This is a genomic window from Pseudomonas extremaustralis, from assembly GCF_900102035.1.
Lineage (GTDB): Bacteria > Pseudomonadota > Gammaproteobacteria > Pseudomonadales > Pseudomonadaceae > Aquipseudomonas > Aquipseudomonas extremaustralis.
In genome coordinates this window covers 3,461,425-3,485,608 of sequence record NZ_LT629689.1, presented here as the reverse complement: position 1 = coordinate 3,485,608, position 24,184 = coordinate 3,461,425, and the positions used below count along the sequence as shown (strand labels likewise).

Here is a 24,184-nt window from a genome sequence, read left to right as displayed (position 1 = left end):
CATTGATGACAGGAGTGAACGCATGAGCGCCACTGAAAGCCGGATCGAGCAGGATTTAATCGCCAAGCTGGCCGATCTCAAGTACACCCTCCGTACTGACATTCGGGACCGCGCTGCGCTGGAAAAGAACTTCCGCGAAAAGTTCGAGGATCTCAACCGGATCCACCTAACCGACAGCGAATTCCAGCGCCTTCTTGATAGCGTGATTACGCCTGACGTCTATAACGCTGCCCAAACGCTGCGTAATATCAACAGCTTCGAGCGCGACGATGGCACACCGTTCAACTACACCTTGGTTAACATCAAGGATTGGTGCAAGAACCACTTCGAAGTGGTTAATCAACTGCGTATCAACACCGACTACAGCCATCATCGTTACGATGTGATGCTGCTCATCAACGGCGTTCCGGTGGTGCAAGTTGAGCTCAAGACGCTGGCCGTCAGCCCGCGTAGGGCTATGCAGCAGATCGTCGATTATAAGAGCGACCCCGGCAACGGTTACGGCAAGACGCTGCTGTGCTTCATCCAGCTCTTCATCGTCAGCAACCGCACCGATACCTGGTACTTCGCCAACAACAACTCACGTCACTTCAGTTTCAATGCTGACGAACGCTTCTTGCCCGTTTACCAGTTCGCGAGCGAGGACAATAAAAAGATCACGCACCTGGACAGCTTCGCTGAGAAGTTCCTGGCCAAATGCACCCTAGGCCAGATGATCAGCCGCTACATGGTGCTGGTCGCCAGTGAACAGAAGCTGCTCATGATGCGGCCATACCAGATCTATGCCGTCAAGGCCATCGTGGACTGCATCCACCAGAACTGCGGCAACGGCTACATTTGGCACACCACCGGCAGCGGCAAGACGCTCACATCGTTCAAGGCATCCACGCTGCTCAAGGACAACCCGGACATCGACAAGTGCCTGTTCGTGGTGGACCGCAAAGACCTTGACCGCCAGACCCGCGAGGAATTCAACCGCTTCCAGGAAGGCTGCGTCGAAGAGAACACCAACACCGAAACGCTGGTGCGCCGCCTGCTGTCAGACGACTACGCCGACAAGGTGATCGTTACCACCATTCAGAAGTTGGGCCTGGCGCTCGACGGCAACAACAAACGCAATTACAAGGAGCGCCTGGAACCCCTGCGTAACCAACGCATGGTGTTCATCTTCGACGAGTGTCACCGCTCGCAATTCGGCGAGAACCACAAGGCCATCAAGGAGTTCTTTCCAAACGCCCAGCTATTCGGCTTCACCGGCACGCCAATCTTCGAGCAGAACGCCAGCTATCAACAGATTGAGGGGCAACAAGCCAGCTACCGCACCACAGACGATCTGTTCCAGCGCTCCTTGCACCAGTACACAATCACCCACGCCATCGAAGACCGCAACGTCTTGCGCTTCCACATCGATTACTTCAAGCCCGAAGGTAAGAACCCGCCCAAACCCGGCGAGGGCTTGGCCAAGGCCAAGGTTATCGAAACCATCCTCGCCAAACACGATGCCGCGACTAGCGGCCGCAAGTTCAACGCCGTGCTGGCCACCGCCAGCATCAACGACGCTATCGAGTACTTCGAGGCCTTCAAGACCCTCCAGGCCAAGAAGCAGGGAGAGAACGACACCTTTCAGCCGCTGAACGTCGCTTGCGTGTTCTCTCCGCCCGCCGAGGGCAACAAGGACGTCCAGCAGATTCAGGAAGACCTGCCGCAGGAAAAGGAAGACAATCAGCAGGATCCGGAAGGCAAGAAGGCCGCGCTCACCCGCATCATTGCCGACTACAACGCCCGCTTTGGCACCAACCACCGCATCGGTGAGTTCGACCTGTACTACCAGGACGTGCAAAAGCGCATCAAGGACCAGCAATACTCCAACACCGATCTGCCGCATGCCCAGAAGATCGACATCACTATCGTGGTGGACATGCTGCTCACCGGCTTTGACTCCAAGTACCTGAACACCCTGTACGTGGACAAGAACCTCAAGCACCACGGGCTGATTCAGGCTTTCTCGCGCACCAATCGCGTGCTCAATGACAGCAAGCCTTACGGCAACATTCTCGACTTCCGACAGCAGCAAAAGCCAGTGGAGGAGGCGATCACCCTTTTCTCGGGAGAGAAAGTTGGCATCGCCAGAGAAATCTGGCTGGTGGACCCTGCCCCCAAGGTTATCGACAGCCTACAAGCAGCCACGCAAAAGATGGCTGACTTCATGCAGTCGCAGGCCTTGGCCTACGCGCCGGAAGACGTGGCCAATCTCAGGGGTGATGCCGCGCGTAGCCAGTTCGTCAACCTCTTCAAGGAGGTGCAGCGCCTCAATACCCAGCTTGATCAATACACCGACCTGAGCGAGGAACAGAAAGCGCAGATCAGCCAGATCGTGCCGTCCGAGCAATTGCAGAGCTTCAAGGGCGTGTATTTGGAAACCGCTAAGCGACTCAAGGACCAGCAGGATAAACAAGGCGACCAGGCCCCACCCGAAGTGCAGCAGCTCGATTTCGAGTTCGTGCTCTTCGCCTCGGCGGTGATCGACTACGACTACATCATGGGCCTGATTGCGCGGATGACGCAGCAGAAGCCTGGCAAACTCACCATGAACCGTGAGCAGCTCATCGGCCTGATCCAGTCCGACGCCAAGTTTATCGATGAACGCGATGACATTGCCGAATACATCCGTGGCCTACCCGTGGGCGAGGCGCTGGACGAAGCTGCCATTCGTTCCGGTTTTGATCGTTTCAAGGCCGAGAAGAAGGCTCGGGAACTCGCCGACATCGCCTCCCGGCACGGGCTTGCGCCCGATGCCTTGCAAGGCTTTGTCGATGAAATCCTGCGACGTCGCATTTTCGACGGCGAGCGCCTGAGCGAGCTGATGGCTCCACTGAATCTGGGCTGGAAGGCTCGCACGCAAAAAGAACTGGTTCTGGTGGAAGACCTAACTCCACTGCTGCACAAACTCGCCCAAGGCCGCGAGATTGCCGGCCTTTCGGCTTATGAGGAGGAACGATGATAGAAGCCATCTTTATACAAGGTGCGCAATGGATTCGTGCCGACTTTCATCTGCACACCCGAGCAGACCGCGAGTTCAAATACTCGGGCGATGACAACTTTTACAACAGCAACTACATCGAAGCGCTGGAAAATGCGCAAATACGGCTGGGCGTCATCACCAATCACAACAAGTTCGACTTTGAAGAGTTCAAGGCGCTGCGCAAAACTGCCCAAAAGAAGGGTATTGCACTGCTGCCGGGCGTGGAGCTGTCCGTCAACGACGGGGCCAATGGCATCCACACCCTAGTTGTGTTCTCCGATGAATGGATCAACGGTCACAACTACATCAACCCCTTCCTGACCAGCGCATTCGAAGGTAAAGCACCGGCTCAGTACGAACAGGAAAACGGCCGCACGTCCTGGTCGCTTTTGGAGACGATCAAGAAGCTAGAAAGCTACCACCGCGACTTTTTCCTTGTCTTCGCTCATGTGGAAGCCCCCAGTGGGCTTTGGGCCGAACTGGAGGGTGGTCGCCTTTCCGAGCTGGGGCAAAACGAGTTCTTCCGGCGCCGAACTTTGGGTTTCCAGAAAGTGCGCACCCATGATGGTGCGGGCAAAGACAAGCCCAGTCGTACCAAGACTCAAGGCTGGCTGCAAAACTGGTATCCCGCCGAACTGGAGGGCAGCGATCCCAAGCGCATTGACGAGATAGGTCAGGGTAGAACATGCCACCTAAAGCTGGGTGAATTGTCCTTCGAGGCGGTCAAGTTCGCCTTGAGCGATCCTGTATCGCGTGTCGCGCCGGAGCCCCCTAAGCACCAGGCATCACATATTCGCAGCATCCACTTCGACGGCGGCATCATCGACGGGCAGACGCTGCACTTTTCCCCGGAGCTCAATACGCTCATCGGCATCCGTGGCAGTGGCAAGTCTTCCATCTTGGAGGCCGTACGTTATGCCCTCGACATTCCAAGGGGAGAGAAGGCGCAAGACACCAGGTACAAAAACGAACTGATTCGCCACACCCTGGGTAGCGGCGGCAAGGTGACGCTGACGGCCTGCGATGTGTATGGGCAAGAATTCACCATTTCCCGCATCTTCGGCGAAGCGCCGAACGTCTATCTGGACGAAAAATTGCAGCCAGGCGTGTCGATTCGGGAAACAGTTCTGCGCCGCCCGATTTACTTCGGACAGAAAGACCTCTCCAGCACAGGCGAAGGGTTCGAGACCGATCTGGTGGAGAAGCTGGTCGGTGAAAAGCTACGTGTGCTGCGCGATGACATCGAAACCCAACGCCAGCGCGTGCGGGAAGCCGCCCAGCGCTGGCTTAAACTCAGCGACGCTGCCGAACTCAAACGCGACTACGAGCAGCAGCTCACCGATGCCAACTTCCGACTGAAGAAGTTTGAGGAGTACGGTGTCGCCGACAAGCTTCAGAAGCGCCTGGGGTTTCAACAGGATGCCGCTGCGCTCACGCGACTGCGCGAGCGAGCAGGCAACTTCACTCTTGCCCTAGGCAGCCTGATCGCCGAGCACGAGGACGAATTGCGCAATGCGATGAGCTACGTGTCCCGGCAAAATCCAGAGTTCTTCGCCGCTTATTACGCCGAGTTTTCGAACCTTATAGGCAAGGTCGAGCAACTCAAGCAGATCGAACAAGACACACGTGCTATTGCAAGCCGCCTCAACGCCAAACAGGGTGAGTTCGAAGGCGCACGCAAGAGCCTTCAGGAAGAGTTCGCGCAAGTCGAACGACAACTGGCCCAGGAGCTCAAGCAAACCGGTATGACCGCCATCCAGCCGGATGACTTCCTGGCTCAGCAACAGCGCAAGACTAAGGCGGAGCAGATGCTGGAGGCACTTGCGAAGCAGGAGTCCCAGCAGACCAGCATCCGCGATGTGCTGTTTGCCGAGGTCGACAAGCTCAATGAACTTTGGCTGCGCGAATACAGCACCATCAAAGGGGAATTGGACCGTGTAAATGCCAGCCACACCGCCCTGCAGATCGAAGCCGAATTCAAAGATGATAAAGAGGCTGCCATCAGCTTCATGCAGCAGCTCTTTAAAGGCAGCAACATCCGCGAAACCACCCTGCGGGCGGTCATGGAGGACTATGCCGATTTCGGTGGACTCCTGCGTGCACTGCCGGGGGCCTTGGCCAAGGCGGGCAGCACACCTGAGGTCTTTGAAAAGACCTTTATGCAGAATCTGGCCGAATTCGTTACCTGGCAAGTTCCCAACCGCTTCGTGATCCGTTATCGCGGCAAGGAGCTGAAGCACCACTCGCTCGGGCAGCGCGCTTCAGCCCTGCTGCTCTATGTCCTCAGCCAGCGGCAGAACGACGTCATCATCATCGACCAGCCCGAAGACGATCTGGACAACCAGACCATCTACGACGATGTGATCAAGCTTCTCCGCGAGATGAAGCCTCACGCCCAATTCATCTTCGCCACCCACAACGCCAATTTCCCGGTGCTGGGTGATGCCGAGCAGGTACACGCCTGCCAGTACCAGGATGAAAAGGTCGCCACTCGAAGCGGCAGCATCGACGCCCGCCCGGTGCAGGAAGCCATCATCAACATCATGGAAGGAGGCCAGGAAGCCTTCAACCGTCGTAAAGAGGTTTACAACCTATGGAAACCACAGAGCTGATCGACATCCTCAGCCGAGGTGAGGACAGTCGCCATCAGTTCAAGGCTGACATCACCAATGCCGATGCCTTGGCAGCAGAGATCGTTGCATTCAGCAACACCTCTGGCGGGCGGATCTTCATCGGCGTGAACGACGATGGTTCGGTGCGCGGCCTGTCCAGCGCCGATGTGGCCCGTCTCAACCAGCTCATCGCCAATGCTGCCTCCCAGAACGTTCGCCCCGCCGTGAACCCGCTCACAGACAACGTGACACACCCTGCGGGAACGGTGCTGGTTGTCTCCATCGCCGAGGGCATCAGCAAACCGTATATGGACAAAAACGGGGTGATCTGGGTGAAGAACGGCGCCGACAAGCGCCGCGCCACCTCGCGCGAGGAAATCCAACGCTTGTTCCAGCAGGCAGGTTTGGTGCATGCCGACGAAACTCCGGTAGCGGGCCTGGGGGCCGGCGATGTGGACATGCCTTATTTCGAAGCCTTCTTCGAGCAGCAATTCGGCGAGCCGCTCGCCCAGCATCAACAGCCGCTGCCCCAGTTGCTGACCAACATGAATCTGATGAACCAGGGGCAGCTCAATGTCGCTGGCGCGCTGTTGTTCGCCAAGGTGCCGCACTATGCACTGCCCGCCTTCATCGTCAAGGCGGTGGCCTTTGTCGGCAATGAGATTGAGGATGAACGTTACCTCGACAGCCGCGATATCACCGGCAAGTTGGCCGATGTGTTCCAGCAAGCGCTGGGCTTCATCATTGCCAACACCCGCGCCCCGCAAGGGAGTCAGGGCATCAACTCCGTGGGCCGCCCGGAAGTGCCCCGCATCGTCTGGGAAGAGCTGGTGGCCAACGCGCTCATCCACCGCGACTATTTCATCAGCGCCCCGGTGCGGGTGCTGGTATTTGCGGATCGGGTCGAGGTCATCAGCCCCGGCCACCTACCCAACAATCTGACCATCGAAAACATCAAGGCCGGCAACTCCAATATGCGCAACCCCATCCTCGCTTCCTTTGCTGCCAAGCTCCTCCCTTATCGTGGGCTGGGTAGCGGCCTGCTGCGCGCCCTGAGGGCCTGGCCTGCAATTGAACTCATCGATGACCGCGCCGGAAATCTGTTCAAAGCCATTGTGACGCGGCCCCAAGTGGTGACAGCAGTGGAATCGGGTAGTGTTGATCAGGAGCGCGCTGTATGAGTGGAAACGACAAGCGCCCATTGGTGCCACTGTTGCGTTTTTCCGAGTTTCGGAATGCGAGGGGGTGGAGTTTTCAGCCGTTAAGGACGCTGGCCGAGCGTTCAACTCGCAAGAATACTGACTGCGAACTAACGCGCGTGTTAACCAACTCTGCGGAATATGGAGTTGTTGATCAGCGCGACTTCTTTGATAAGGACATAGCTAACCAAGGAAAGCTTGAGGGGTATTACATTGTTGAGAAGGGGGCCTATGTCTATAACCCTCGGATCTCGGCAACTGCTCCGGTTGGGCCTATTTCTAACAACAGAATCGGTACAGGGTTGATGTCGCCGTTGTACACGGTTTTCAAGTTCAATAACAGCCGGAATGACTTTTACGCCCACTATTTCAAATCGACGCATTGGTATCAGTACATGCGTCAATCTTCGAGTACTGGCGCACGGCATGACCGTATGAGCATCGCGAACGATGATTTCATGGGTTTGCCGCTTCCTGTTTCCTCGCCAGAAGAGCAACAAAAAATCGCCGACTGCCTGTCTTCCCTTGACGAGCTGATCACGGCGGAAACCCAGAAGCTGAACGGCCTAAAGATGCACAAAATGAGCTTGATGCAGCAGCTTTTTCCCCGCGAAGGTGAGACCGTTCCTCGCCTGCGCTTTCCCGAGTTTCGGGATGCGGGGGAGTGGAAGGAGGTTGCGTTTTCAACACAGGTCGAACTCATCTCAGGGCTTCACCTCGCCCCAGATGAGTATTCGGACACCGGTGAGGTTCCGTACTTCACAGGGCCGTCCGACTATGCAAATGATTTGAGCTTGGTTGGCAAATGGGCTGTACGCAGCACTAATACAGGGTGTGCGGGAGATATCCTCATAACCGTCAAGGGCAGCGGCGTGGGTGAATTGCTTTACCTGGAGCTTGAAGAAGTAGCCATGGGGCGTCAGTTGATGGCGGTCAGGCCACGCAGTGCGCATGGTGGGTTTGTATTTCATTTTCTGGCGACGCAGCGGCAACGATTAGTTGCGTTAGCCTCTGGCAATCTTATTCCAGGTCTCTCACGGGGTGACATTTTGGGTCTCACAATGTCAGTTCCTGAACGAGATGAGCAACAAGCAATAGCAGAATGCCTATCATCCCTTGACAATCTAGCCGCCGCCCAAAGCCTGAAGATAGACGCCCTCAAAACCCACAAGAAGGGCCTGATGCAGCAGCTTTTCCCTGTGCTGGATGCGGTGCAGGCATGAGGCCGGGTCAAATCTTTGCCGACCTGGCCGCACTAGCTGCGCACCTGCGGCAGGAGCTAGAGAACAAGAAGACCATTCTGCTCTATGCCTACAACGGCACCGGCAAGACGCGCCTGTCCATGGCATTCAAGGACATCGGCAAGCAAGGCGAAGGTGAGGATGCAAAACGCGATACGCTCTATTTCAACGCTTTCACCGAAGACCTGTTCCATTGGGACAACGACCTGGAAGGCGACAACGACCGCAGGCTCACGCTCAATGCGGCCTCGCGCTTCTTTGCCGGTCTGGCCGAGTTGGAGATGGACAACCGCATCCGGCCTCTGCTGCTGCGCTATGCGGACTTCGATTTCCGCATCGATACGCAGGAATGGGCCGTGCGTTTCTCGCGCACGGTTGACGGGCAGGTTATTGACAACATCAAGGTGTCGCGCGGCGAGGAAAATATCTTTGTCTGGTGCTTCTTCCTTGCTGTCGTCGAGCTGGCCATGGACCCGGAGATCGAGGCTTACCGTTGGGTCAAGTACCTCTATATCGACGACCCGATTTCGTCGCTGGATGAGCACAACGCGATTGCCGTGGCCAACCACCTGGCGCAACTGCTAAAACGGCCTGAAAACAAGCTCAAGACCGTTCTTTCGACGCACCACACGCTGTTCTTCAATGTGTTGTGTAATGAGTTGAAGAATGCCAGGCGGTATTTCATCAACAAGTACTCAACAGGTAGTGGCTACGTCTTGCGTGAGGAAACGGGCGACACGCCGTTCTTTCACCACGTCGCCGCTCTGGCCGAGCTTTACCAGGCTGCGCAGGAAGACCGGCTGTTCACCCACCACTTCAACATGCTGCGCACCATTCTGGAGAAGACAGCGAGCTTTCACGGCCACAAGAACTTCTCGGCTTGCATCAAGCAGCAGGAGGATGACCCGGACGGCATCCTGCACGCCCGCCTGATCAATATTCTGAGTCACGGCAATTATTCGCTTTACGAGCCACAGCAGATGCTGGACGAGAACAAGGCTTACTTCAGGACGATCCTGCACGACTTCCTGAAGCGCTACCCCTTCAATCCCGATTTGTTCCCTCAGGCTGCTGAGGCAGCAGGTACACCATGACCGAACTCGAAAAACAGAAACTGGGCAAGACCCTCTGGGCCATTGCCGATCAACTTCGCGGCTCCATGAACGCGGACGACTTTCGCGACTACATGCTAGCGTTCTTGTTCCTGCGCTACCTGTCGGACAACTATGAAGCTGCCGCCAAAAAGGAGCTGGGTCCAGACTATCCGCAGCAAATCGATGGCTCGGTGTCTACACCGCTGCAACGCTGGTATGAAAGCAACTTGGACGATGTGTCGGAGTTCGAGAAACAGATGCGCCGCAAGGTGCACTATGTGATCGAGCCGCAGTACCTGTGGGGAAACATCGCTGAGATGGCGCGCACGCAAGACGCTGAGATGCTTAGCATTCTGCAGGCGGGCTTCAAGTACATTGAAGAAGAGTCTTTTGCCAGCACCTTTCGAGGCCTATTCTCGGAGATCAACTTGGCATCGGACAAACTGGGCAGGACCTATGCCGAGCGTAATGCCCGCCTGTGCAAGATCGTCAAGGAGATCGCGGACGGGCTGAAGCAGTTCTCCACCGACAGCGACACGCTGGGCGATGCTTATGAGTATCTGATCGGTCAGTTCGCGGCAGGCTCTGGCAAGAAGGCGGGAGAGTTCTACACGCCGCAGCCCATTTCCAGCATCCTCTCCACCATCGTGACGCTGGACAGCCAGGAGCCAGCGACAGGTCGACGCTCCCATCTGGACAGCGTGCTGGACTTCGCCTGTGGTTCCGGCTCGTTGCTCTTGAATGTACGCCGGCTCATGGGGCCGCACGGCATCGGCAAAATCCACGGGCAGGAAAAGAACATCACCACCTACAACCTGGCACGCATGAACATGCTGCTGCATGGGATGAAGGACTCGGAATTCGAAATTTTCCACGGCGACACCCTGCTCAACGAGTGGGACATGTTGCGCGAGACCAACCCGGCCAGGATGCCGAAGTTCGACGCGGTGGTCGCCAATCCGCCGTTCAGCTACCGCTGGGAACCGAGCGAAGCCCTGGGCGAGGACACACGCTTCAAGAACCATGGCCTAGCGCCCAAATCGGCCGCCGACTTCGCCTTCCTTTTGCACGGTTTCCACTTCCTGAAGCAGGACGGGGTGATGGCGATCATCCTGCCGCACGGTGTGCTCTTCCGTGGAGGAGCCGAGGCGCGTATACGCACCAAGTTGCTCAACGACGGCCATATCGACACTGTGATCGGCCTACCAGCCAATCTGTTCTTCTCCACCGGTATTCCGGTGTGCATCCTAGTGCTGAAGAAATGCAAAAAGCCGGACGATGTGTTGTTTATCAACGCCACCGAGCACTTCGAAAAAGGCAAGCGGCAGAACCAGCTCCTGCCCGCGCACATCGATAAGGTCATCGACACTTATCAGCATCGTAAGGAAGAGGCCCGCTACTCACGACGGGTGGGCATGGAGGAGATCGAGAAGAACGATTTCAACCTGAACATCTCACGCTACGTGAGTACGGCAGGGGCAGAAGAGGAAATAGACCTAAAAGGAGCCCATGAAAAGCTATTATCGATAGACCAAACTATCAGGAAAGCAACGAAGAAACACAACGAGTTCTTAAGTGCTTTGGGTTTACCTCTGCTCCCTTGATTGCACTAGCTAGTCTAGCCCATGAACCGCGGTATGGTAGCCACCAACCGCGGACGGTAGCTTATCGATTAGGGAACTTCAGATTCCGCGATCATCCGGCCACCCTCAGCAGCTACATAGGTTTTTTGCCGAGAAGGGAGTATTCATGGTAAGCAAAGCAAATTAATTCGATGCAATCGCAAAGTGGTTCATTCTGTCATGAGCTGAATCCCGTTCAACTCGGCTTACCATGCCTTTTAAGCTGACGTGATCGATATGGTGCTATTCCCACTCGTAGCCTGCCATCGCTTAGTTCGGCTCACTCCGGTTGCTGCTGGTAGGTGCGGCCAAAAGCAGTCACTTATCGTCTACAAAACTAGGGGTGCATCAGTCTGCCGAAAAATGCTCTAACAAATAGCCCTAAATAATATCGCCACGAATAAATATATGAATTTATAATTTATTTACAATATTTACATTCAGGTTGTCTTTTAGCTTTGCTTCTGTGGCTAAAGCAGAGTCAAGCTCTTCATAGATGTTCCCGTATATCGAAAATCGTTTATACAATTGCATCTCGTTGCTGTAATCCATAATTCTCTGAATTAATGTTGAAATAGCGGTCGTAGGTTTAATAATGGCTTTGGATACATTGTCAGAAGTGATTTTTCTTCGTAGAAGCTTGGGCTTTTGAAAATTATTTTTTACAAGAGTATCCCAGGATTTTGACCACTCTGCGACAACTTCGCCTTTAGCGGTTACGCCTGATTCCGCACTAACCTCGCGTTGAAGCTTGTCCGTCAAGGCTCTTAACTCCCCATGGTCACGGCGAAGGTAAATTAAGGTGTCTACTAGCATATCTACAGATAATGCTTGGTCAACGAGTAGAGAGAAAAAGGGTGGGACATTATCTATTATCCCTTCATATGACTCGCCTACTACATCCGTTATACTTTTTACAGTCCCGTGAAAGTGCTTGTTGAGTGCCTCCAGCTTTCCAACATGGTATGGTGTCTTTTTAGATTTTTCTTGTGTTCCTGTTAAGCCTTGTAAAGAAAAAGGAAGAATTAACGATGAATTCGTTTTTTCTGCTATCTCATTCAGCAAGCTGTGCTGCCAAAGTCTGAGTAGGGTAATGGATATGCCGCCGTATTTCATAAGCTCACAATATTCACTTTCATGCGCAGAGCCATCGTGTTGGGCGAACCATTTCCCCCCTTCTTTTTCCAGTTCATCATAGCTCTCAATGTCGAGTGCGTAGTCTATAGTTATGCCATCTCTCATATTGATTGAATTAAGCAGCTCGCGTTTGTAGATAAATTCAAAAATATCATTATTAGGGTCAAGTGCGCGCAGTATCGGATGGTTCGCATACTGTTCTGTTAAAACAATTTTATCAAAAAGAACAAATGACTCGACGAAATTGCCCGCTCTAGACACCCACTCAGAAGACCAGTCCAAAGACCAGTTTCGATTACCTGCGAGCCCTAGAAAGGCATCCACTGCCCAGCTGGAAATAGTAGCCTTGTTCATTTGTCCAGTTCGCCTTTATAAAAATACATACAGGTTGTTAAGCATTCAATATTAGCAACTATTTTCTATCTCCAGCGGTGCAGTTTAAACGACAGAATGTCAGGGTGGTTGTCGCCGCCATTCATCAAGAAGCGAGACAGGGGGCTGGCCACCAACATGATTTGCACTCAAGACGCAGAATCGTCTACGTGACCTCCTCAGGCAAGAGGAGGTTAACCGTCTCTTGCGCTCGACCCCAGCGCCGTCCGCTTTTTACAGTTTAGGGGCTTGGCGTGGGGGGGGGAGATGATAGAGGATGTATGGACAGCTACTTGAACCAGTTTTGGCGGAATCCTGCATGACGTGCTTTATCTACGGTCCTGAATCTTCCGGTAAAACCACCCTGACACTGTCGGTGATTGCCCAGGCGCAAAAAATGGGCGCCACCTGTGCGTTCGTCGACGCCGAGCACGCCCTGGACCCTGAATACGCCGGCAAGCTGGGCGTCAACGTTGACGACCTGCTGGTTTCCCAGCCGGACACCGGCGAGCAAGCCCTGGAAATCACCGACATGCTGGTGCGTTCCAACGCTATCGACGTGATCGTGGTCGACTCCGTGGCGGCCCTGGTACCGAAGGCTGAAATCGAAGGCGAAATGGGCGACATGCACGTGGGCCTGCAAGCCCGTCTGATGTCCCAGGCGCTGCGTAAAATCACCGGTAACATCAAGAACGCCAACTGCCTGGTGATCTTCATCAACCAGATCCGTATGAAGATCGGTGTGATGTTCGGCAGCCCGGAAACCACCACCGGTGGTAACGCGCTGAAGTTCTACGCTTCGGTCCGTCTGGATATCCGCCGTACCGGCGCGGTGAAGGAAGGTGACGAGGTTGTGGGTAGCGAAACCCGCGTTAAAGTCGTGAAGAACAAAGTGGCTCCGCCTTTCCGTCAGGCTGAGTTCCAGATTCTTTACGGCAAGGGTATCTACCTGAATGGCGAGATGATCGACCTGGGCGTATTGCACGGTTTTGTCGAGAAGTCCGGTGCCTGGTATGCCTACAACGGCAGCAAGATCGGTCAAGGCAAAGCCAACTCGGCCAAGTTCCTGGCGGATAACCCGGATATCGCCGCCACGCTTGAGAAGCAGATTCGCGACAAGCTGTTGACTCCGGCACCAGATGTGAAGGCTACCGCCAACCGTGAACCGGTTGAAGAAGTGGAAGAAGCCGACACTGATATCTGAAGCAAACGATGACAGTAGTACTGGATACACTGGTCGCCGTTCGGCGCACTGCGATGGACCTGCTCGCTCGCCGCGAGCATGGTCGAGTCGAGCTGACGCGTAAGCTGCGTCAGCGCGGCGCGGAACCCGAGATGATCGAAACCGCCCTCGACCGTTTGACGGAAGAAGGGCTGTTATCCGAAGCCCGTTACCTCGAAAGTTTTGTGTCTTACCGTGCGCGCTCCGGCTACGGCCCTGCGCGGATTCGCGATGAGCTGAGCCAACGTGGCCTGCAACGCGCCGATATCGATCTTGCCCTGCGTGAGTGCGGTATCAGTTGGCAGGCGCAGTTGGAAGACACTTGGCGCCGAAAGTTCTCTGGTCATCTACCCATTGATGCCAAGGAACGTGCGAAGCAGGGGCGTTTCCTGAGTTATCGCGGATTTTCGATGGAGATGATCAGTCGCTTGTTCAGCGGTCGGGATATGGACGACTGAATCGCAGGATTGCTATACCAAAAAGGCCCGCTATGAAAATAGCGGGCCTTTTTTTCCTTCAAAAATCACGCTGGCTCTGGCGCAGCCCGCTGCTGGGTTTTTCCTTCTGCTTGCGCCCAGTTCTCCGGCAAGTTGATGTAATCCACCAACTCCCGCAAGCGGCCCTGATCCCGCCCATTGAAGTTGAACACCAGCCGCGTCAAATGGCTGAATCTCGGCTCATCATGCTCCTCACCGGTATAGGCCAGTTGCTGGAACTCACCACTGAGCCGCAGGCTGGCAAACTCGCTTTGCAAATAGGCCAGCGCCCGATCACTGAGCGGGTGATTCATGCGCACCACAAACTCACGTTTCAGCCAGCGCGTGGAGTGGAAGTTGGCATAAAACTGGTTGATCTCCTCCACGGCTTCTTCCGCGCTATACACCAGCCGTAACAGCTTGAGGTCGGTTGGTAGGATGTAGCGGTTGGCTTCCAGCTGATTGTGGATAAAGTCCAGGGCGCCCTGCCAGAAACCGCCACCTGGAGCATCCAGCAGTACCACTGGCACCAAGGGGCTCTTGCCGGTCTGGATCAGGGTCAGGACTTCCAGGGCTTCATCCAGGGTGCCGAAACCGCCTGGGCACAGCACCAGTGCGTCGGCTTCCTTGACGAAGAACAGTTTGCGGATAAAGAAGAAGTGAAAGGACAGCAGGTTCTCGGTACCGTCAATGGTCGCGTTGGCGTGCTGTTCAAAGGGCAGGGTGATGTTGAAGCCCAGGCTGTGTTCCAGGCCTGCGCCTTCGTGCGCCGCGGCCATGATGCCGCCGCCGCCGCCGGTGATGACCATCAGGTCCGAGCGCGCCAGTGTCTCACCCACTTCCCGGGCCAGGGCATACAGCGGGCTTTCTACCGGGGTACGGGCCGAGCCGAACACGGTGACCTTGCGCCGGCCCTTGAACTGTTCCAGTACGCGAAAGGCGTAATCCAGTTCGCGGATGGCCCGTAGGGTGATTTTGGCGTTCCAGCGGTCGCGATCGTCCTGGGCCATGCGTAGCACGGTGAGGATCATGTCGCGATACAAGGGGATATTCGGGCTATTGGGAGCGATCAGCTGGAGTTGAGTTTCGACCTGCTGCGTGAGGTCGGCCTCATTTTCTTCAAAATACCGAAGCAGGCTGTCATTCGGTTCGTAAGGCATTCAACTTCTCCTTCTTCACAGAGACTGGGCCGGCGGCGAGAGATTCGTCCGGGGACCACGACACTGCATGTGTCGCTGCATGCCCAAGGCATTGCACATGTTCGCCAGTCGGCAAACGGGCTCTGTATGTTCCTTGTGATTTAAAAACCTTTGCACTGCACGTCGCAGGAGGACAACTTTCTTTTGCCCTGAAAATGTTACAGGACGGCGTGGAAACCATTGTGAAAGGGCGGCTGGGATGACTCGATCATGGTCCGAAATCCCCTTGGCTGGCAACCGCTTATCGTTCATTCAAAGAGGCGTTCAACGGGTTGCGGGAAGTTACAGCAGGGGAGTGCGCGCCGCTGGGCAGCCGCGCGCGAAGGTCAGACGATGATTACTTTTTCTTCTTCTGTGCAGCCGGCGCCGGGCAATCCGCTTCGATGAACTTTACCGACGCCACGGGACGGTTGGTCTTGTTCTCGGTGATTTCGTAGCGCATCACCGCGCCTTTGGCCATCAGTTCGCGATAGCCGCTGTTCAGGCAGACGGCTTGCCCCAGCTGGAAGTACACCGCCTTGGGGTTGGCGCGCATTTTTTCGGCGCGGTCAGGCATGACGCTCAGGTGATCGATCAGTTGCATACCTTCAACGGTGTAGGCCACTTCCAGGGTTTTTTCGTCGATTTCCCGGGGCAGGTCCTTGTTGCTTTCAGCTGCGACGCTTTGCAGCTTCCTGTTCATTTGGGCCTCCAGCAGCGAGGCCGCCCGGGCGCCCAAGGGCAGGAGCAGCGCAAGGGCGACGGACGGGGCGACAAGACGCAACATGGAACGCAGCATTACATTCTCCTGATTCGGTTTGGTGCATAGACCAGCCACTGCGCTGTGCGTTCAGTGGCGCGCGATTATAGGTGACCCCTTGCCACTACAGCCAGGCGTATCGCTGGTAAACTGCGGCGACTTTCGTCTTCCACGAGTTTTTCCCGTGTCGATTTACCCGTTTCTGCGGCGCATCCAATGAGCCACGCCGTCTCCCGCCTGCGTACCCAGCGCCTGGCAAGGGCCGTGAGGCCCTTCCTCAATCGAGGCTCCCGTGCCGAACGCTGTTCCGGCTGTCGGGTCATCCCTGAATACTGCCTGTGCGCCTGGCGGCCCAAAGTCCAAGCCAATTGCGCCATGTGCCTGTTGATGCACGACGTCGAACCCATGAAGCCCAGCAACACGGGCTGGCTGATTGCCGATGTGATCGACGACACCACGGCATTCGCCTGGTCGCGCACCGAAGTCGACCCGGATCTGCTCACGCTGCTCGCTGACCCACAGTGGCAGCCCTACATCGTGTTTCCCGGCGAGTTCGTGGCGCCCGAGCGTGTCGTCAGCACGGTGATGGTGGATGAAGGCAAGCGCCCTTTGTTTATCCTGTTGGATGGCACCTGGAGCGAGGCGCGCAAGATGTTCCGTAAAAGCCCCTATCTGGAGCATTTGCCGGTATTGAGCCTGGCGCCCGAGCAGCTCTCGCGCTACAAACTGCGTCGTTCCAAGCGTGATGACCATTTTTGCACCGCCGAAGTCGCCGCGTTGTGCCTGGAACTGGCCGGCGACGGCACTGCCAGCGAAGTATTGGACGCCTACCTCGATGTATTCAGTACCCATTATCTGGCCGCCAAGTTTCAACTGCCCCTGCACCCGGAGGATATCGTCCATACTCGTCTGGCACCCTACATACCGGCGGTATAACCAGGCGACGTTTGCATGATGGCACTGTAAATCTGTCGCTCGCTAACATGCCCGTGGGTGTAGTGCTTGACCCTCCAGGCTGCGCTGGGCATGCTGGGCGCCGATTGGGGTGCAACCGTGAATTTATGACGTCGTTTAAAGTGCTTTTGACGTTGAACGTACCCTGTCGCGATGGCTGCCTGGCCGTCGCCTTGTGTAATGGCGAGCCCTGAACCCCGTCAGGGCTGCCATAAAAACCAGGATCATTTAATCAATGGCCACATACGAAATCCTGATAGCCGATGACCACCCGTTGTTTCGCAGTGCGCTGCATCAGGCGGTGACCTTGGGCCTTGGCCCGAATGTCCGCTTGGTCGAAGTGGCCAGCATTGCCGAGTTGGAAGCCCGCCTCACCGAAAAATCCGATTGGGACTTGGTACTGCTCGACCTGAACATGCCCGGTGCCTACGGTTTCTCGGGGCTGGTGTTGTTGCGCGGGCAGTACCCGCAAATCCCCGTGGTGATGGTCTCGGCCCAGGAAGAAGCCGACGTGGTGGTGCGCTCCAAGGAGTTCGGCGCCAGCGGTTTCATTCCCAAGTCCAGCTCCATGGAGGACATCCAGAACGCCGTGCGCAAAGTGTTGAATGGCGATGTGTCCTGGCCGCCGCAGGCGTTTGAAGACATCAACGTGTCCGAAGAAGCCAAGACAGCCCGTGATGGCCTTGCCAGCCTGACGCCCCAGCAGTTCCGGGTATTGACCATGGTCTGCGAAGGGCTGTTGAACAAGCAGATCGCTTACGAGCTGAGCGTGTCGGAAGCGACTATCAAGGCGCATGTAACGGCAATATTCCGCAAGCTGGGCGTGCGTACCCGTACCCAGGCGGCGCTGCTCTTGCAACAACTTGAGTCAATTTCGCAGCATTGAGCTGTCAACGATTCACGCTTTTTTGACTTTGCGTGATCTAGTTTTCCCACTTCTTTGGTTCAGTTGCCTACATCTATGTCGCCTTTCAAGGGTCAAACCGGTATCAAACGTATCTTCAATGCAGGGGGGTATTCTCTGGATGGCCTGCGCGCGGCCTTCACCGGCGAGGCGGCGTTCCGCCAACTGGTGTTGCTCAACGTTATCCTGATCCCGCTGAGTTTTTTCCTGCATGTCAGCCGGGTGGAGCGGGCGTTGCTGATTGCGGTGTGCCTGCTGGCCTTGATCGTTGAATTGCTCAATTCGGCAGTGGAGGCGGCGATCGACCGTATTTCCCTGGACCGCCACCCTTTGTCGAAAAACGCCAAGGACATGGGCAGCGCCGCGCAATTCGTGGCACTGACCATGATCACCCTGGTGTGGGCCGTGATTCTGGTCTAAGGCTCAGGCAATACTGGGCAGCACGATTTCATCGCTGCGCTGAACCCCAGCGGTGAAAGCGCGGCACAGTTCCAGGAACTCGCGCATGGCCGAGGTCTGGTACTTCTGTTTATGCCAGATGAAGTAAAACTGCCGGGCCAGGTCCAGGTCCGGCGTTTCCACCGGCACCAGGCTGCCACGCCTGAACGCGTCGCGCAGCGCCAGGCGCGAAATGCAGCCAATCCCTAACCCCGACTCCACTGCCCGCTTGATCGCCTCGGTGTGTTCCAGCTCTAGGCGGATATTCAGCGCACTGCGGTGATGGCGCATGGCCTGGTCAAACGTCAGGCGCGTCCCTGAGCCTTGTTCCCGTAGAATCCAGGCTTCATGGGTCAATTCTTCCATGGTGGCTACGCCGCGCTTGGCCAGGTGATGCTGTGGCGCGCAAAACACCACCAGCTCGTCTTCCACCCAGGTCTGTACCTCGATATCCGGGTGGCTGCAGTCACCTTCGATTAGACCCAGGTCAATTTCGTAGTGCGCCACCTGGTGCACGATATGGGCAGTGTTCTGTACATGCAGCTTCACTTGGCTTTCGGGGTGTTGCTGCATGAAGCTGCCGATCAGCAGTGTGGCTAGGTAATTACCGATGGTCAGCGTCGCGCCGACCGCCAGGGAACCGAAGCCGGATTTGCCGTTGAGCAGGTCTTCGATTTCCTTGGCCTGGTCCAGCAGCGCCACGGCCTGGGGCAACAGTTGACGGCCCAGGGCGTTGAGGCTCAGGCGTTTACCGGCGCGGTCGAACAATTGGCAGCTGGATTGACGCTCCAGCTCGGTAATCGACGTGCTGGCGGCGGATTGAGATAAGGCCAGAAGGCCAGCAGCGCGTGAGACGCTTTCCTGCTGGGCGACGGCGACGAAGACTTGCAGTTGACGGAGAGTAAATCGCATATCGATATAACCGATAACCCTTATCTTAATAATCCAGTTAACAGATATTGTCGCCGCCATTAGAATACTGTGCAATTGCGCGCCTTATCTTTGGCGCAGACCCATCTCCAGGAGTCCCCCGTACATGAGCAACATGAACCACGAGCGTGTCCTCAGTGTTCATCACTGGAACGACACTCTGTTCAGCTTCAAGTGCACCCGCGATCCGGGCTTGCGCTTCGAGAACGGTCAGTTCGTGATGATCGGCCTGCAACAGCCCAACGGCCGCCCGCTCATGCGCGCTTACTCCATTGCCAGCCCGAACTGGGAAGAGCATCTGGAGTTCTTCAGCATCAAGGTGCCGGATGGCCCGCTGACTTCCCAATTGCAGCATTTGAAGGAAGGCGACGAGATCATCATCAGCAAAAAACCGACCGGCACCCTGGTGCTTGACGATTTGAAGCCGGGCAAACACCTGTACCTGCTCAGCACCGGCACTGGCTTGGCGCCGTTCATGAGCGTGATCCAGGACCCGGAAACCTACGAGCGCTTTGAAAAAGTGATCCTGTGCCACGGCGTGCGTTACGTCAACGAAGTCGCCTACCGCGAATTCATCACCGAGCACTTGCCGCAGAACGAATTTTTCGGCGAAGCCCTGCGTGAAAAGTTGATCTACTACCCCACCGTGACCCGCGAGCCGTTCGAAAACCAGGGGCGTCTGACCGACCTGATGCGCAGTGGCAAGCTGTTCCGCGATATCGGCCTGCCGCCGATCAACCCCGAGGACGACCGCGCCATGCTGTGCGGCAGCCCAAGCATGTTGGACGAGACCAGCGAAGTGTTGAACAGCTTCGGCCTGAAGGTTTCGCCACGGATGCGTGAGCCGGGTGACTATCTGATCGAGCGCGCCTTCGTCGAGAAGTAAACGCGGTCAAAAAAATGTGGGAGGGGGTTTGCTCCCGATAGCTGAGTGTCAGTCAATGCATCCGTTGACTGACCCGCGCTATCGGAAGCAAGCCCCCTCCCACATTGCTTTTCGGTTTATTCAGCTGCAATCACTTCAAGCACACAGATGACGCCCGCCTCGGGATAGTGCCAGCGCACATCCACATCCCAGAACTGCACCCCATATTCGCGTTCAGGTCCGGGCGTCTGGTACGCCGGCCGTGGATCCTGCGCCAGACATTGATCGATCAACGCCACCAATGGCTCGCCAAGGCGCTGGGCGTGGCCTTGTGCCTGCTGCAGCGCCGTCTTCAGCCACTGCACCGCAATCAACTGCGGCGCCGCACTGGCGATGCTGTTGGTGGCGTTGTCGACAATGTCGGCATACGGCACATACGGCTTGATATCCAATACCGGTGTGCCATCGAGCAAATCGATCCCGGAAATCCACAACCGGCCCGGCTCGACCTTGTCCAGCTTGACCACCGACTGGCCTATCCCGTTGGGGCGATGAGTCGCGCGGGTCGCGAACACGCCCATGGAGGTGTTGCCGCCCAGGCGGGGTGGGCGCACTTTGAGGCGTGGCTTGTCTTCCAGAGCCTGGTGGAACAGAAACAGCAGCCATACATGGCTGACCTGTTCCAGGCCCTGTACCGCCTCACCCTGGTCGAACGGCGCCACCAGCTCCAGCACGCCCCGGGCGGCGGGCGCCAGTTGCGGCTGGCGCGGGATGGCGAACTTCTCCTTGAAGCAGGAGCGCACGAAGCCGACGGGTGAGACCTGATAACTCATGGCTTACGCACGAACCCGCAGGGTCAGGCCCTTGAGGAAGTTACGCAGCAACTGGTCGCCACATGTGCGGTAGTTGGTGTGGCCGAACTTGCGGAACAGCGCGCTCAGTTCAGGCTTGGACACCGGGAACTCGGCGGCCTTGAGGATGGCGTGCATGTCGTCTTCCTTCAATTCGAAGGCCACGCGCAGCTTCTTGAGGATGATGTTGTTGGTCACCGGGGTTTCGATCGGCTGCGGCGGACGGCTTTCGTCCTTGCCGCGCTTGAACATCACCAGGCCGTCGAGGAAGTGGGCCATGACCTCGTCCGGGCAGAACACAAAGCCTTCTTCCTCGTCTTTCTTGAGGTAAGTCAGCAGGTCTTCCTTGCTCACGTCCATGCCGCCGAGCTTGATGATCTCGACCATCTTGTTGTCGCTGATGTCGAGCATGTAGCGCACGCTGCGCAGTACGTCATTGTGAATCATGGTGGGCAATCCTGGTTTTCAACGGTGGGCAGCGCCAAGTGGGGCGATGCCTGGAAAGGGGAAGCGGCTTAGAACTTCTCTTTGCCGGACAAGTAACGCCACTGGCCCACCGGCACCTTGCCGATGGATACGCCGCCGATGCGGATGCGGCGGATGGCGACGACCTTCAGGCCAACGGCTTCGCAGAACAGGGCGATCACGCCCGGTTGCGGGTTCTTTATCGCAAAGCGCAGGCGGTTTTCGTTCTGCCAGCTGGCTTTCACTGCCGGCAGCTCTTTGCCTTTGTAGGTCAGGCCATGGTTGAGGCGGTTGAGGCCGTGGGCGACCATGTCGCCTTCGACTTCCACCACGTATTCCTGTTCGATCTTGGCGGCATCGGCGGTCAACTTGCGCAGAATCTTCCAGTCCTGGGTGAACACCAGCAGGCCGCTGGCGTTGGCTTGCAGGTCGGCGCTGGCGCTCAGGCGCAGGAAGTGGCCCTTGAGCGGGCGCTTGCTGAAGCGGTGTTCTTCGGACAGGGTCTGCGCGCTGATCGACGCCATCGCCGTCTCGGCATCCACGCCGGCCGGGGCGTGCAGCAGGATGGTCACCGGCTCCGGCGCGGTGGCCTTGGCTTCGGGGTCCAGTTCGACCTTCTGGGTGGAGACTTTGAACTGCGGCTCGTCGATCACTTCACCGTCCACCGAGACCCAGCCGCCTTCGATAAACAGCTCAGCCTCCCGACGGGAGCAACCGACCAGTTCGATAAGGCGTTTGGAGAGGCGTATGGGGTCAGTCATGACAAGGGCCGTAACAAAAGGGGGCGGCTATTGTACCTGTGTGGGCGCGGTTAATCCCGGCCCCATTTCATTTAGCCCTGGCGCGCCTCTTGCTGCACCTGGCGCAAACGCATGTGCAGCAGCGGATACGGCTGCCCCAGGCCATCATGCTCCGTGCGGCCGATCACCTCGAAGCCCTGCTTGAAGTAAAAGCCCAGGGCCTGGGGGTTCTGTTCGTTGACGTCCAGTTCGTCGGCGTTCATGCGCTCGATCGCATAACGCAGCAATTGCCGGCCCAGGCCCTGGCCCCGGTGCTGCGGGTCGATAAACAGCATTTCGACCTTGCCGGCGGCCACTCCGGCGAACCCGGTGATGCGTTGGCGTGAGTCCTTGGTGCAGATCAGCATGACGGCGTCCAGGTAACGGGTCAGCACCAGGTTTTTCAGCAGCTCGATGTAACTGTCCGGCAGGAAGTCGTGGGTGGCCCGCACCGACGCCTCCCAGATGCGGGTCAATTGCGCGTAGTCGCTGCTTTTTGGTGTGTGGATAACCGAATGCTGACGCATGCCCGCGGCCCCTTGCGTTGATCTGTGCTGGTGGGCCAAACGATAGACCTAAAAAAGCCCCGCATCTTGTCCAGAGGCAGGGCTTTTTCACTTTTTTACGATCAGTCGCGCTTTTCGGCCCACAGGTCGTATTCGTCGGCATCGGTCACGGTGCACCAGACCTTGTCGCCCGGCTTCAAACCGCTGGCATCGTCGATAAACACGTTACCGTCGATTTCCGGCGCGTCGAAGAAGCAACGGCCCACGGCGCCTTGCTCGTCGACTTCGTCGATCAGCACTTCGATTTCCTTGCCGATACGCAGTTGCAGGCGCGCCGAGCTGATGGCCTGTTGGTGCGCCATGAAACGCTCCCAACGGTCCTGCTTGACGTCATCCGGCACCACGGGCAGGTCCAGCAGGTTGGCCGGTGCGCCTTCGACCGGCGAGTACTGGAAGCAACCGACGCGATCCAGCTGCGCTTCGGTCAGCCAGTCCAGCAGGTATTGGAAGTCTTCCTCGGTTTCGCCAGGGAAGCCGACGATAAAGGTCGAGCGGATGATCAGCTCGGGGCAGATTTCGCGCCAGTTCTTGATGCGCGCCAGGGTCTTGTCTTCGAAGGCCGGGCGTTTCATGGCCTTGAGGATCTTGGGGCTGGCGTGCTGGAACGGGATGTCCAGGTACGGCAGGATCTTGCCGGCGGCCATCAACGGGATCAGTTCGTCCACGTGCGGGTACGGGTAAACGTAGTGCAGGCGCACCCACACGCCCAGGCTGCTCAGGGCTTCGCACAGTTCGGTCATGCGGGTTTTCACCGGCGCGCCGTTCCAGAAACCGGTGCGGTATTTCACATCGACGCCATAGGCGCTGGTGTCCTGGGAGATCACCAGCAATTCCTTCACGCCGGATTTGACCAGGCGCTGGGCCTCGTCCAGGACGTCGCCCACCGGGCGGCTGACCAGCTTGCCGCGCATCGACGGGATGATGCAGAAGCTGCAGCTGTGGTTGCAGCCCTCGGAAATCTTCAGGTACGCATAGTGGCGCGGGGTCAGCTTGATGCCTTGGGGCGGCACCAGGTCGATCAGCGGGTTGTGGTCCTGGCGCGGCGGCACTACGTCGTGCACGGCGTTGACCACCTGCTCGTACTGCTGCGGGCCGGTCACGGCCAGTACGCTGGGGTGCACGTTGCGGATATTGCCTTCTTCCACGCCCATGCAGCCGGTGACGATGACCTTGCCGTTTTCCTTGATCGCTTCGCCGATCACTTCCAGGGACTCCGCCTTGGCCGAGTCGATGAAGCCACAGGTGTTGACCACCACCACGTCCGCGTCCTGGTAAGTGGACACGACGTCATAACCTTCCATGCGCAATTGCGTCAGGATGCGTTCGGAGTCGACCAGAGCCTTCGGGCAGCCCAGGGAAACAAAGCCGACCTTGGGGTTGGCTTTTGCGATGGTGGTGGACATGTCTAACCTCGGTATTGAATGACGCCGCCAGTCGGGCACGACAAGGCGGTAGACGGGCACTTAGCGCACTCGTGAGAGAGGATGCTTTTGTGCC

The 24,184-nt window shown here is 56.9% G+C and carries 20 protein-coding genes and 1 pseudogene; 12 read left to right on the top strand and 9 right to left on the bottom strand.

What is annotated here, in order from left to right:
* The first annotated feature begins 22 nt into the window (after window positions 1-22).
* From BLR63_RS15990 to BLR63_RS15965, 6 genes are read left to right on the top strand one after another with little or no spacing between them, the layout of a single operon-like run.
* Window positions 23-3,001: a type I restriction endonuclease subunit R gene (locus tag BLR63_RS15990; protein WP_010563441.1), complete on the top strand. Its 2,979-nt coding sequence runs from the start codon at window positions 23-25 to the stop codon at window positions 2,999-3,001.
* A complete protein-coding gene (locus BLR63_RS15985) occupies window positions 2,998-5,634 on the top strand; it encodes a TrlF family AAA-like ATPase (RefSeq protein WP_010563442.1) in 2,637 nt (878 codons plus the stop codon). The genes BLR63_RS15990 and BLR63_RS15985 overlap by 4 nt, the downstream gene beginning before the upstream one ends.
* On the top strand, window positions 5,616-6,815 hold the full coding sequence (locus BLR63_RS15980) for an RNA-binding domain-containing protein (protein ID WP_010563443.1): 1,200 nt from the start codon (window positions 5,616-5,618) through the stop codon (window positions 6,813-6,815). Before BLR63_RS15985 ends, BLR63_RS15980 begins: the two co-directional genes overlap by 19 nt.
* Complete coding sequence (locus BLR63_RS15975; RefSeq protein WP_010563444.1) at window positions 6,812-8,056, top strand: restriction endonuclease subunit S; 1,245 nt, start codon at window positions 6,812-6,814, stop codon at window positions 8,054-8,056. Before BLR63_RS15980 ends, BLR63_RS15975 begins: the two co-directional genes overlap by 4 nt.
* Window positions 8,053-9,168 carry an AAA family ATPase gene (locus BLR63_RS15970; RefSeq protein ID WP_010563445.1) on the top strand — a complete coding sequence of 372 codons (1,116 nt, stop codon included), beginning with the start codon at window positions 8,053-8,055 and terminating at the stop codon, window positions 9,166-9,168. The genes BLR63_RS15975 and BLR63_RS15970 overlap by 4 nt, the downstream gene beginning before the upstream one ends.
* Window positions 9,165-10,772 carry a type I restriction-modification system subunit M gene (locus tag BLR63_RS15965; RefSeq protein ID WP_010563446.1) on the top strand — a complete coding sequence of 536 codons (1,608 nt, stop codon included), beginning with the start codon at window positions 9,165-9,167 and terminating at the stop codon, window positions 10,770-10,772. The genes BLR63_RS15970 and BLR63_RS15965 overlap by 4 nt, the downstream gene beginning before the upstream one ends.
* A 432-nt stretch (window positions 10,773-11,204) precedes the next feature.
* Here BLR63_RS15965 and BLR63_RS15960 read toward each other — a convergent pair whose 3' ends face one another.
* Window positions 11,205-12,281, bottom strand: a complete 1,077-nt coding sequence (locus BLR63_RS15960; protein ID WP_010563447.1) for a hypothetical protein — start codon at window positions 12,279-12,281, stop codon at window positions 11,205-11,207.
* A 349-nt stretch (window positions 12,282-12,630) separates the two neighbouring features.
* Between BLR63_RS15960 and recA the strand changes: the two are divergent.
* Both recA and recX read left to right on the top strand, forming a co-directional pair.
* Window positions 12,631-13,503, top strand: a pseudogene (gene recA / locus BLR63_RS15955) (recombinase RecA); the annotation flags it as partial.
* Window positions 13,504-13,511: 8 nt separating this feature from the next.
* Window positions 13,512-13,979 (top strand): recombination regulator RecX, encoded by a 468-nt coding sequence (gene recX, locus BLR63_RS15950; RefSeq protein ID WP_010563449.1) that lies wholly within the window; start codon window positions 13,512-13,514, stop codon window positions 13,977-13,979.
* Between the two features lie 65 nt (window positions 13,980-14,044).
* Here the strand turns inward: recX and BLR63_RS15945 are convergent, their stop codons facing one another.
* Both BLR63_RS15945 and BLR63_RS15940 read right to left on the bottom strand, forming a co-directional pair.
* Window positions 14,045-15,157 (bottom strand): LOG family protein, encoded by a 1,113-nt coding sequence (locus BLR63_RS15945; protein ID WP_010563450.1) that lies wholly within the window; start codon window positions 15,155-15,157, stop codon window positions 14,045-14,047.
* Between the two features lie 376 nt (window positions 15,158-15,533).
* Entirely contained in the window at window positions 15,534-15,974 is a 441-nt protein-coding gene (locus BLR63_RS15940) for a PA3611 family quorum-sensing-regulated virulence factor (RefSeq protein ID WP_010563451.1), read from the bottom strand.
* Between the two features lie 177 nt (window positions 15,975-16,151).
* Between BLR63_RS15940 and BLR63_RS15935 the strand changes: the two genes are divergently transcribed.
* The 3 genes from BLR63_RS15935 (at window position 16,152) to BLR63_RS15925 (ending at window position 18,213) form a co-directional block, all read left to right on the top strand.
* Entirely contained in the window at window positions 16,152-16,871 is a 720-nt protein-coding gene (locus tag BLR63_RS15935) for a tRNA-uridine aminocarboxypropyltransferase (protein WP_010563452.1), read from the top strand.
* A gap of 253 nt (window positions 16,872-17,124) precedes the next feature.
* Window positions 17,125-17,775, top strand: a complete 651-nt coding sequence (erdR, locus tag BLR63_RS15930; protein WP_010563453.1) for a response regulator transcription factor ErdR — start codon at window positions 17,125-17,127, stop codon at window positions 17,773-17,775.
* A gap of 75 nt (window positions 17,776-17,850) precedes the next feature.
* Window positions 17,851-18,213, top strand: a complete 363-nt coding sequence (locus tag BLR63_RS15925; RefSeq protein ID WP_010563454.1) for a diacylglycerol kinase — start codon at window positions 17,851-17,853, stop codon at window positions 18,211-18,213.
* Between the two features lie 3 nt (window positions 18,214-18,216).
* Here the strand turns inward: BLR63_RS15925 and BLR63_RS15920 are convergent, their stop codons facing one another.
* Window positions 18,217-19,143, bottom strand: a complete 927-nt coding sequence (locus BLR63_RS15920) for a LysR family transcriptional regulator (protein ID WP_010563455.1) — start codon at window positions 19,141-19,143, stop codon at window positions 18,217-18,219.
* Window positions 19,144-19,267: 124 nt separating this feature from the next.
* On the opposite strand from BLR63_RS15920, the gene fpr reads away from it, so the two are divergent.
* Complete coding sequence (gene fpr / locus BLR63_RS15915; protein ID WP_010563456.1) at window positions 19,268-20,047, top strand: ferredoxin-NADP reductase; 780 nt, start codon at window positions 19,268-19,270, stop codon at window positions 20,045-20,047.
* Window positions 20,048-20,163: 116 nt separating this feature from the next.
* Here fpr and tsaA read toward each other — a convergent pair whose 3' ends face one another.
* From tsaA to rimO, 5 genes are all read right to left on the bottom strand, one after another.
* Window positions 20,164-20,859, bottom strand: a complete 696-nt coding sequence (tsaA, locus tag BLR63_RS15910; RefSeq protein WP_010563457.1) for a tRNA (N6-threonylcarbamoyladenosine(37)-N6)-methyltransferase TrmO — start codon at window positions 20,857-20,859, stop codon at window positions 20,164-20,166.
* Window positions 20,860-20,862: 3 nt separating this feature from the next.
* Complete coding sequence (locus BLR63_RS15905) at window positions 20,863-21,324, bottom strand: YehS family protein (RefSeq protein WP_010563458.1); 462 nt, start codon at window positions 21,322-21,324, stop codon at window positions 20,863-20,865.
* Between the two features lie 68 nt (window positions 21,325-21,392).
* Window positions 21,393-22,103: an rRNA pseudouridine synthase gene (locus tag BLR63_RS15900; protein ID WP_010563459.1), complete on the bottom strand. Its 711-nt coding sequence runs from the start codon at window positions 22,101-22,103 to the stop codon at window positions 21,393-21,395.
* Window positions 22,104-22,174: 71 nt separating this feature from the next.
* Window positions 22,175-22,648, bottom strand: coding sequence for a GNAT family N-acetyltransferase (locus BLR63_RS15895; protein WP_010563460.1), 474 nt, complete (start codon window positions 22,646-22,648; stop codon window positions 22,175-22,177).
* Window positions 22,649-22,749: 101 nt separating this feature from the next.
* Complete coding sequence (gene rimO / locus BLR63_RS15890) at window positions 22,750-24,090, bottom strand: 30S ribosomal protein S12 methylthiotransferase RimO (protein ID WP_010563461.1); 1,341 nt, start codon at window positions 24,088-24,090, stop codon at window positions 22,750-22,752.
* Between the last annotated feature and the right edge of the window lie 94 nt (window positions 24,091-24,184).

Coding starts and splice junctions, on each gene's coding strand:
- BLR63_RS15990 (WP_010563441.1), top strand. CDS start 23: ATGAGCGCCACTGAAAGCCGGATCGAGCAGGATTTAATCGCCAAGCTG.
- BLR63_RS15985 (WP_010563442.1), top strand. CDS start 2,998: ATGATAGAAGCCATCTTTATACAAGGTGCGCAATGGATTCGTGCCGAC.
- BLR63_RS15980 (WP_010563443.1), top strand. CDS start 5,616: ATGGAAACCACAGAGCTGATCGACATCCTCAGCCGAGGTGAGGACAGT.
- BLR63_RS15975 (WP_010563444.1), top strand. CDS start 6,812: ATGAGTGGAAACGACAAGCGCCCATTGGTGCCACTGTTGCGTTTTTCC.
- BLR63_RS15970 (WP_010563445.1), top strand. CDS start 8,053: ATGAGGCCGGGTCAAATCTTTGCCGACCTGGCCGCACTAGCTGCGCAC.
- BLR63_RS15965 (WP_010563446.1), top strand. CDS start 9,165: ATGACCGAACTCGAAAAACAGAAACTGGGCAAGACCCTCTGGGCCATT.
- BLR63_RS15960 (WP_010563447.1), bottom strand. CDS start 12,281: ATGAACAAGGCTACTATTTCCAGCTGGGCAGTGGATGCCTTTCTAGGG.
- recX (WP_010563449.1), top strand. CDS start 13,512: ATGACAGTAGTACTGGATACACTGGTCGCCGTTCGGCGCACTGCGATG.
- BLR63_RS15945 (WP_010563450.1), bottom strand. CDS start 15,157: ATGCCTTACGAACCGAATGACAGCCTGCTTCGGTATTTTGAAGAAAAT.
- BLR63_RS15940 (WP_010563451.1), bottom strand. CDS start 15,974: ATGCTGCGTTCCATGTTGCGTCTTGTCGCCCCGTCCGTCGCCCTTGCG.
- BLR63_RS15935 (WP_010563452.1), top strand. CDS start 16,152: ATGAGCCACGCCGTCTCCCGCCTGCGTACCCAGCGCCTGGCAAGGGCC.
- erdR (WP_010563453.1), top strand. CDS start 17,125: ATGGCCACATACGAAATCCTGATAGCCGATGACCACCCGTTGTTTCGC.
- BLR63_RS15925 (WP_010563454.1), top strand. CDS start 17,851: ATGTCGCCTTTCAAGGGTCAAACCGGTATCAAACGTATCTTCAATGCA.
- BLR63_RS15920 (WP_010563455.1), bottom strand. CDS start 19,143: ATGCGATTTACTCTCCGTCAACTGCAAGTCTTCGTCGCCGTCGCCCAG.
- fpr (WP_010563456.1), top strand. CDS start 19,268: ATGAGCAACATGAACCACGAGCGTGTCCTCAGTGTTCATCACTGGAAC.
- tsaA (WP_010563457.1), bottom strand. CDS start 20,859: ATGAGTTATCAGGTCTCACCCGTCGGCTTCGTGCGCTCCTGCTTCAAG.
- BLR63_RS15905 (WP_010563458.1), bottom strand. CDS start 21,324: ATGATTCACAATGACGTACTGCGCAGCGTGCGCTACATGCTCGACATC.
- BLR63_RS15900 (WP_010563459.1), bottom strand. CDS start 22,103: ATGACTGACCCCATACGCCTCTCCAAACGCCTTATCGAACTGGTCGGT.
- BLR63_RS15895 (WP_010563460.1), bottom strand. CDS start 22,648: ATGCGTCAGCATTCGGTTATCCACACACCAAAAAGCAGCGACTACGCG.
- rimO (WP_010563461.1), bottom strand. CDS start 24,090: ATGTCCACCACCATCGCAAAAGCCAACCCCAAGGTCGGCTTTGTTTCC.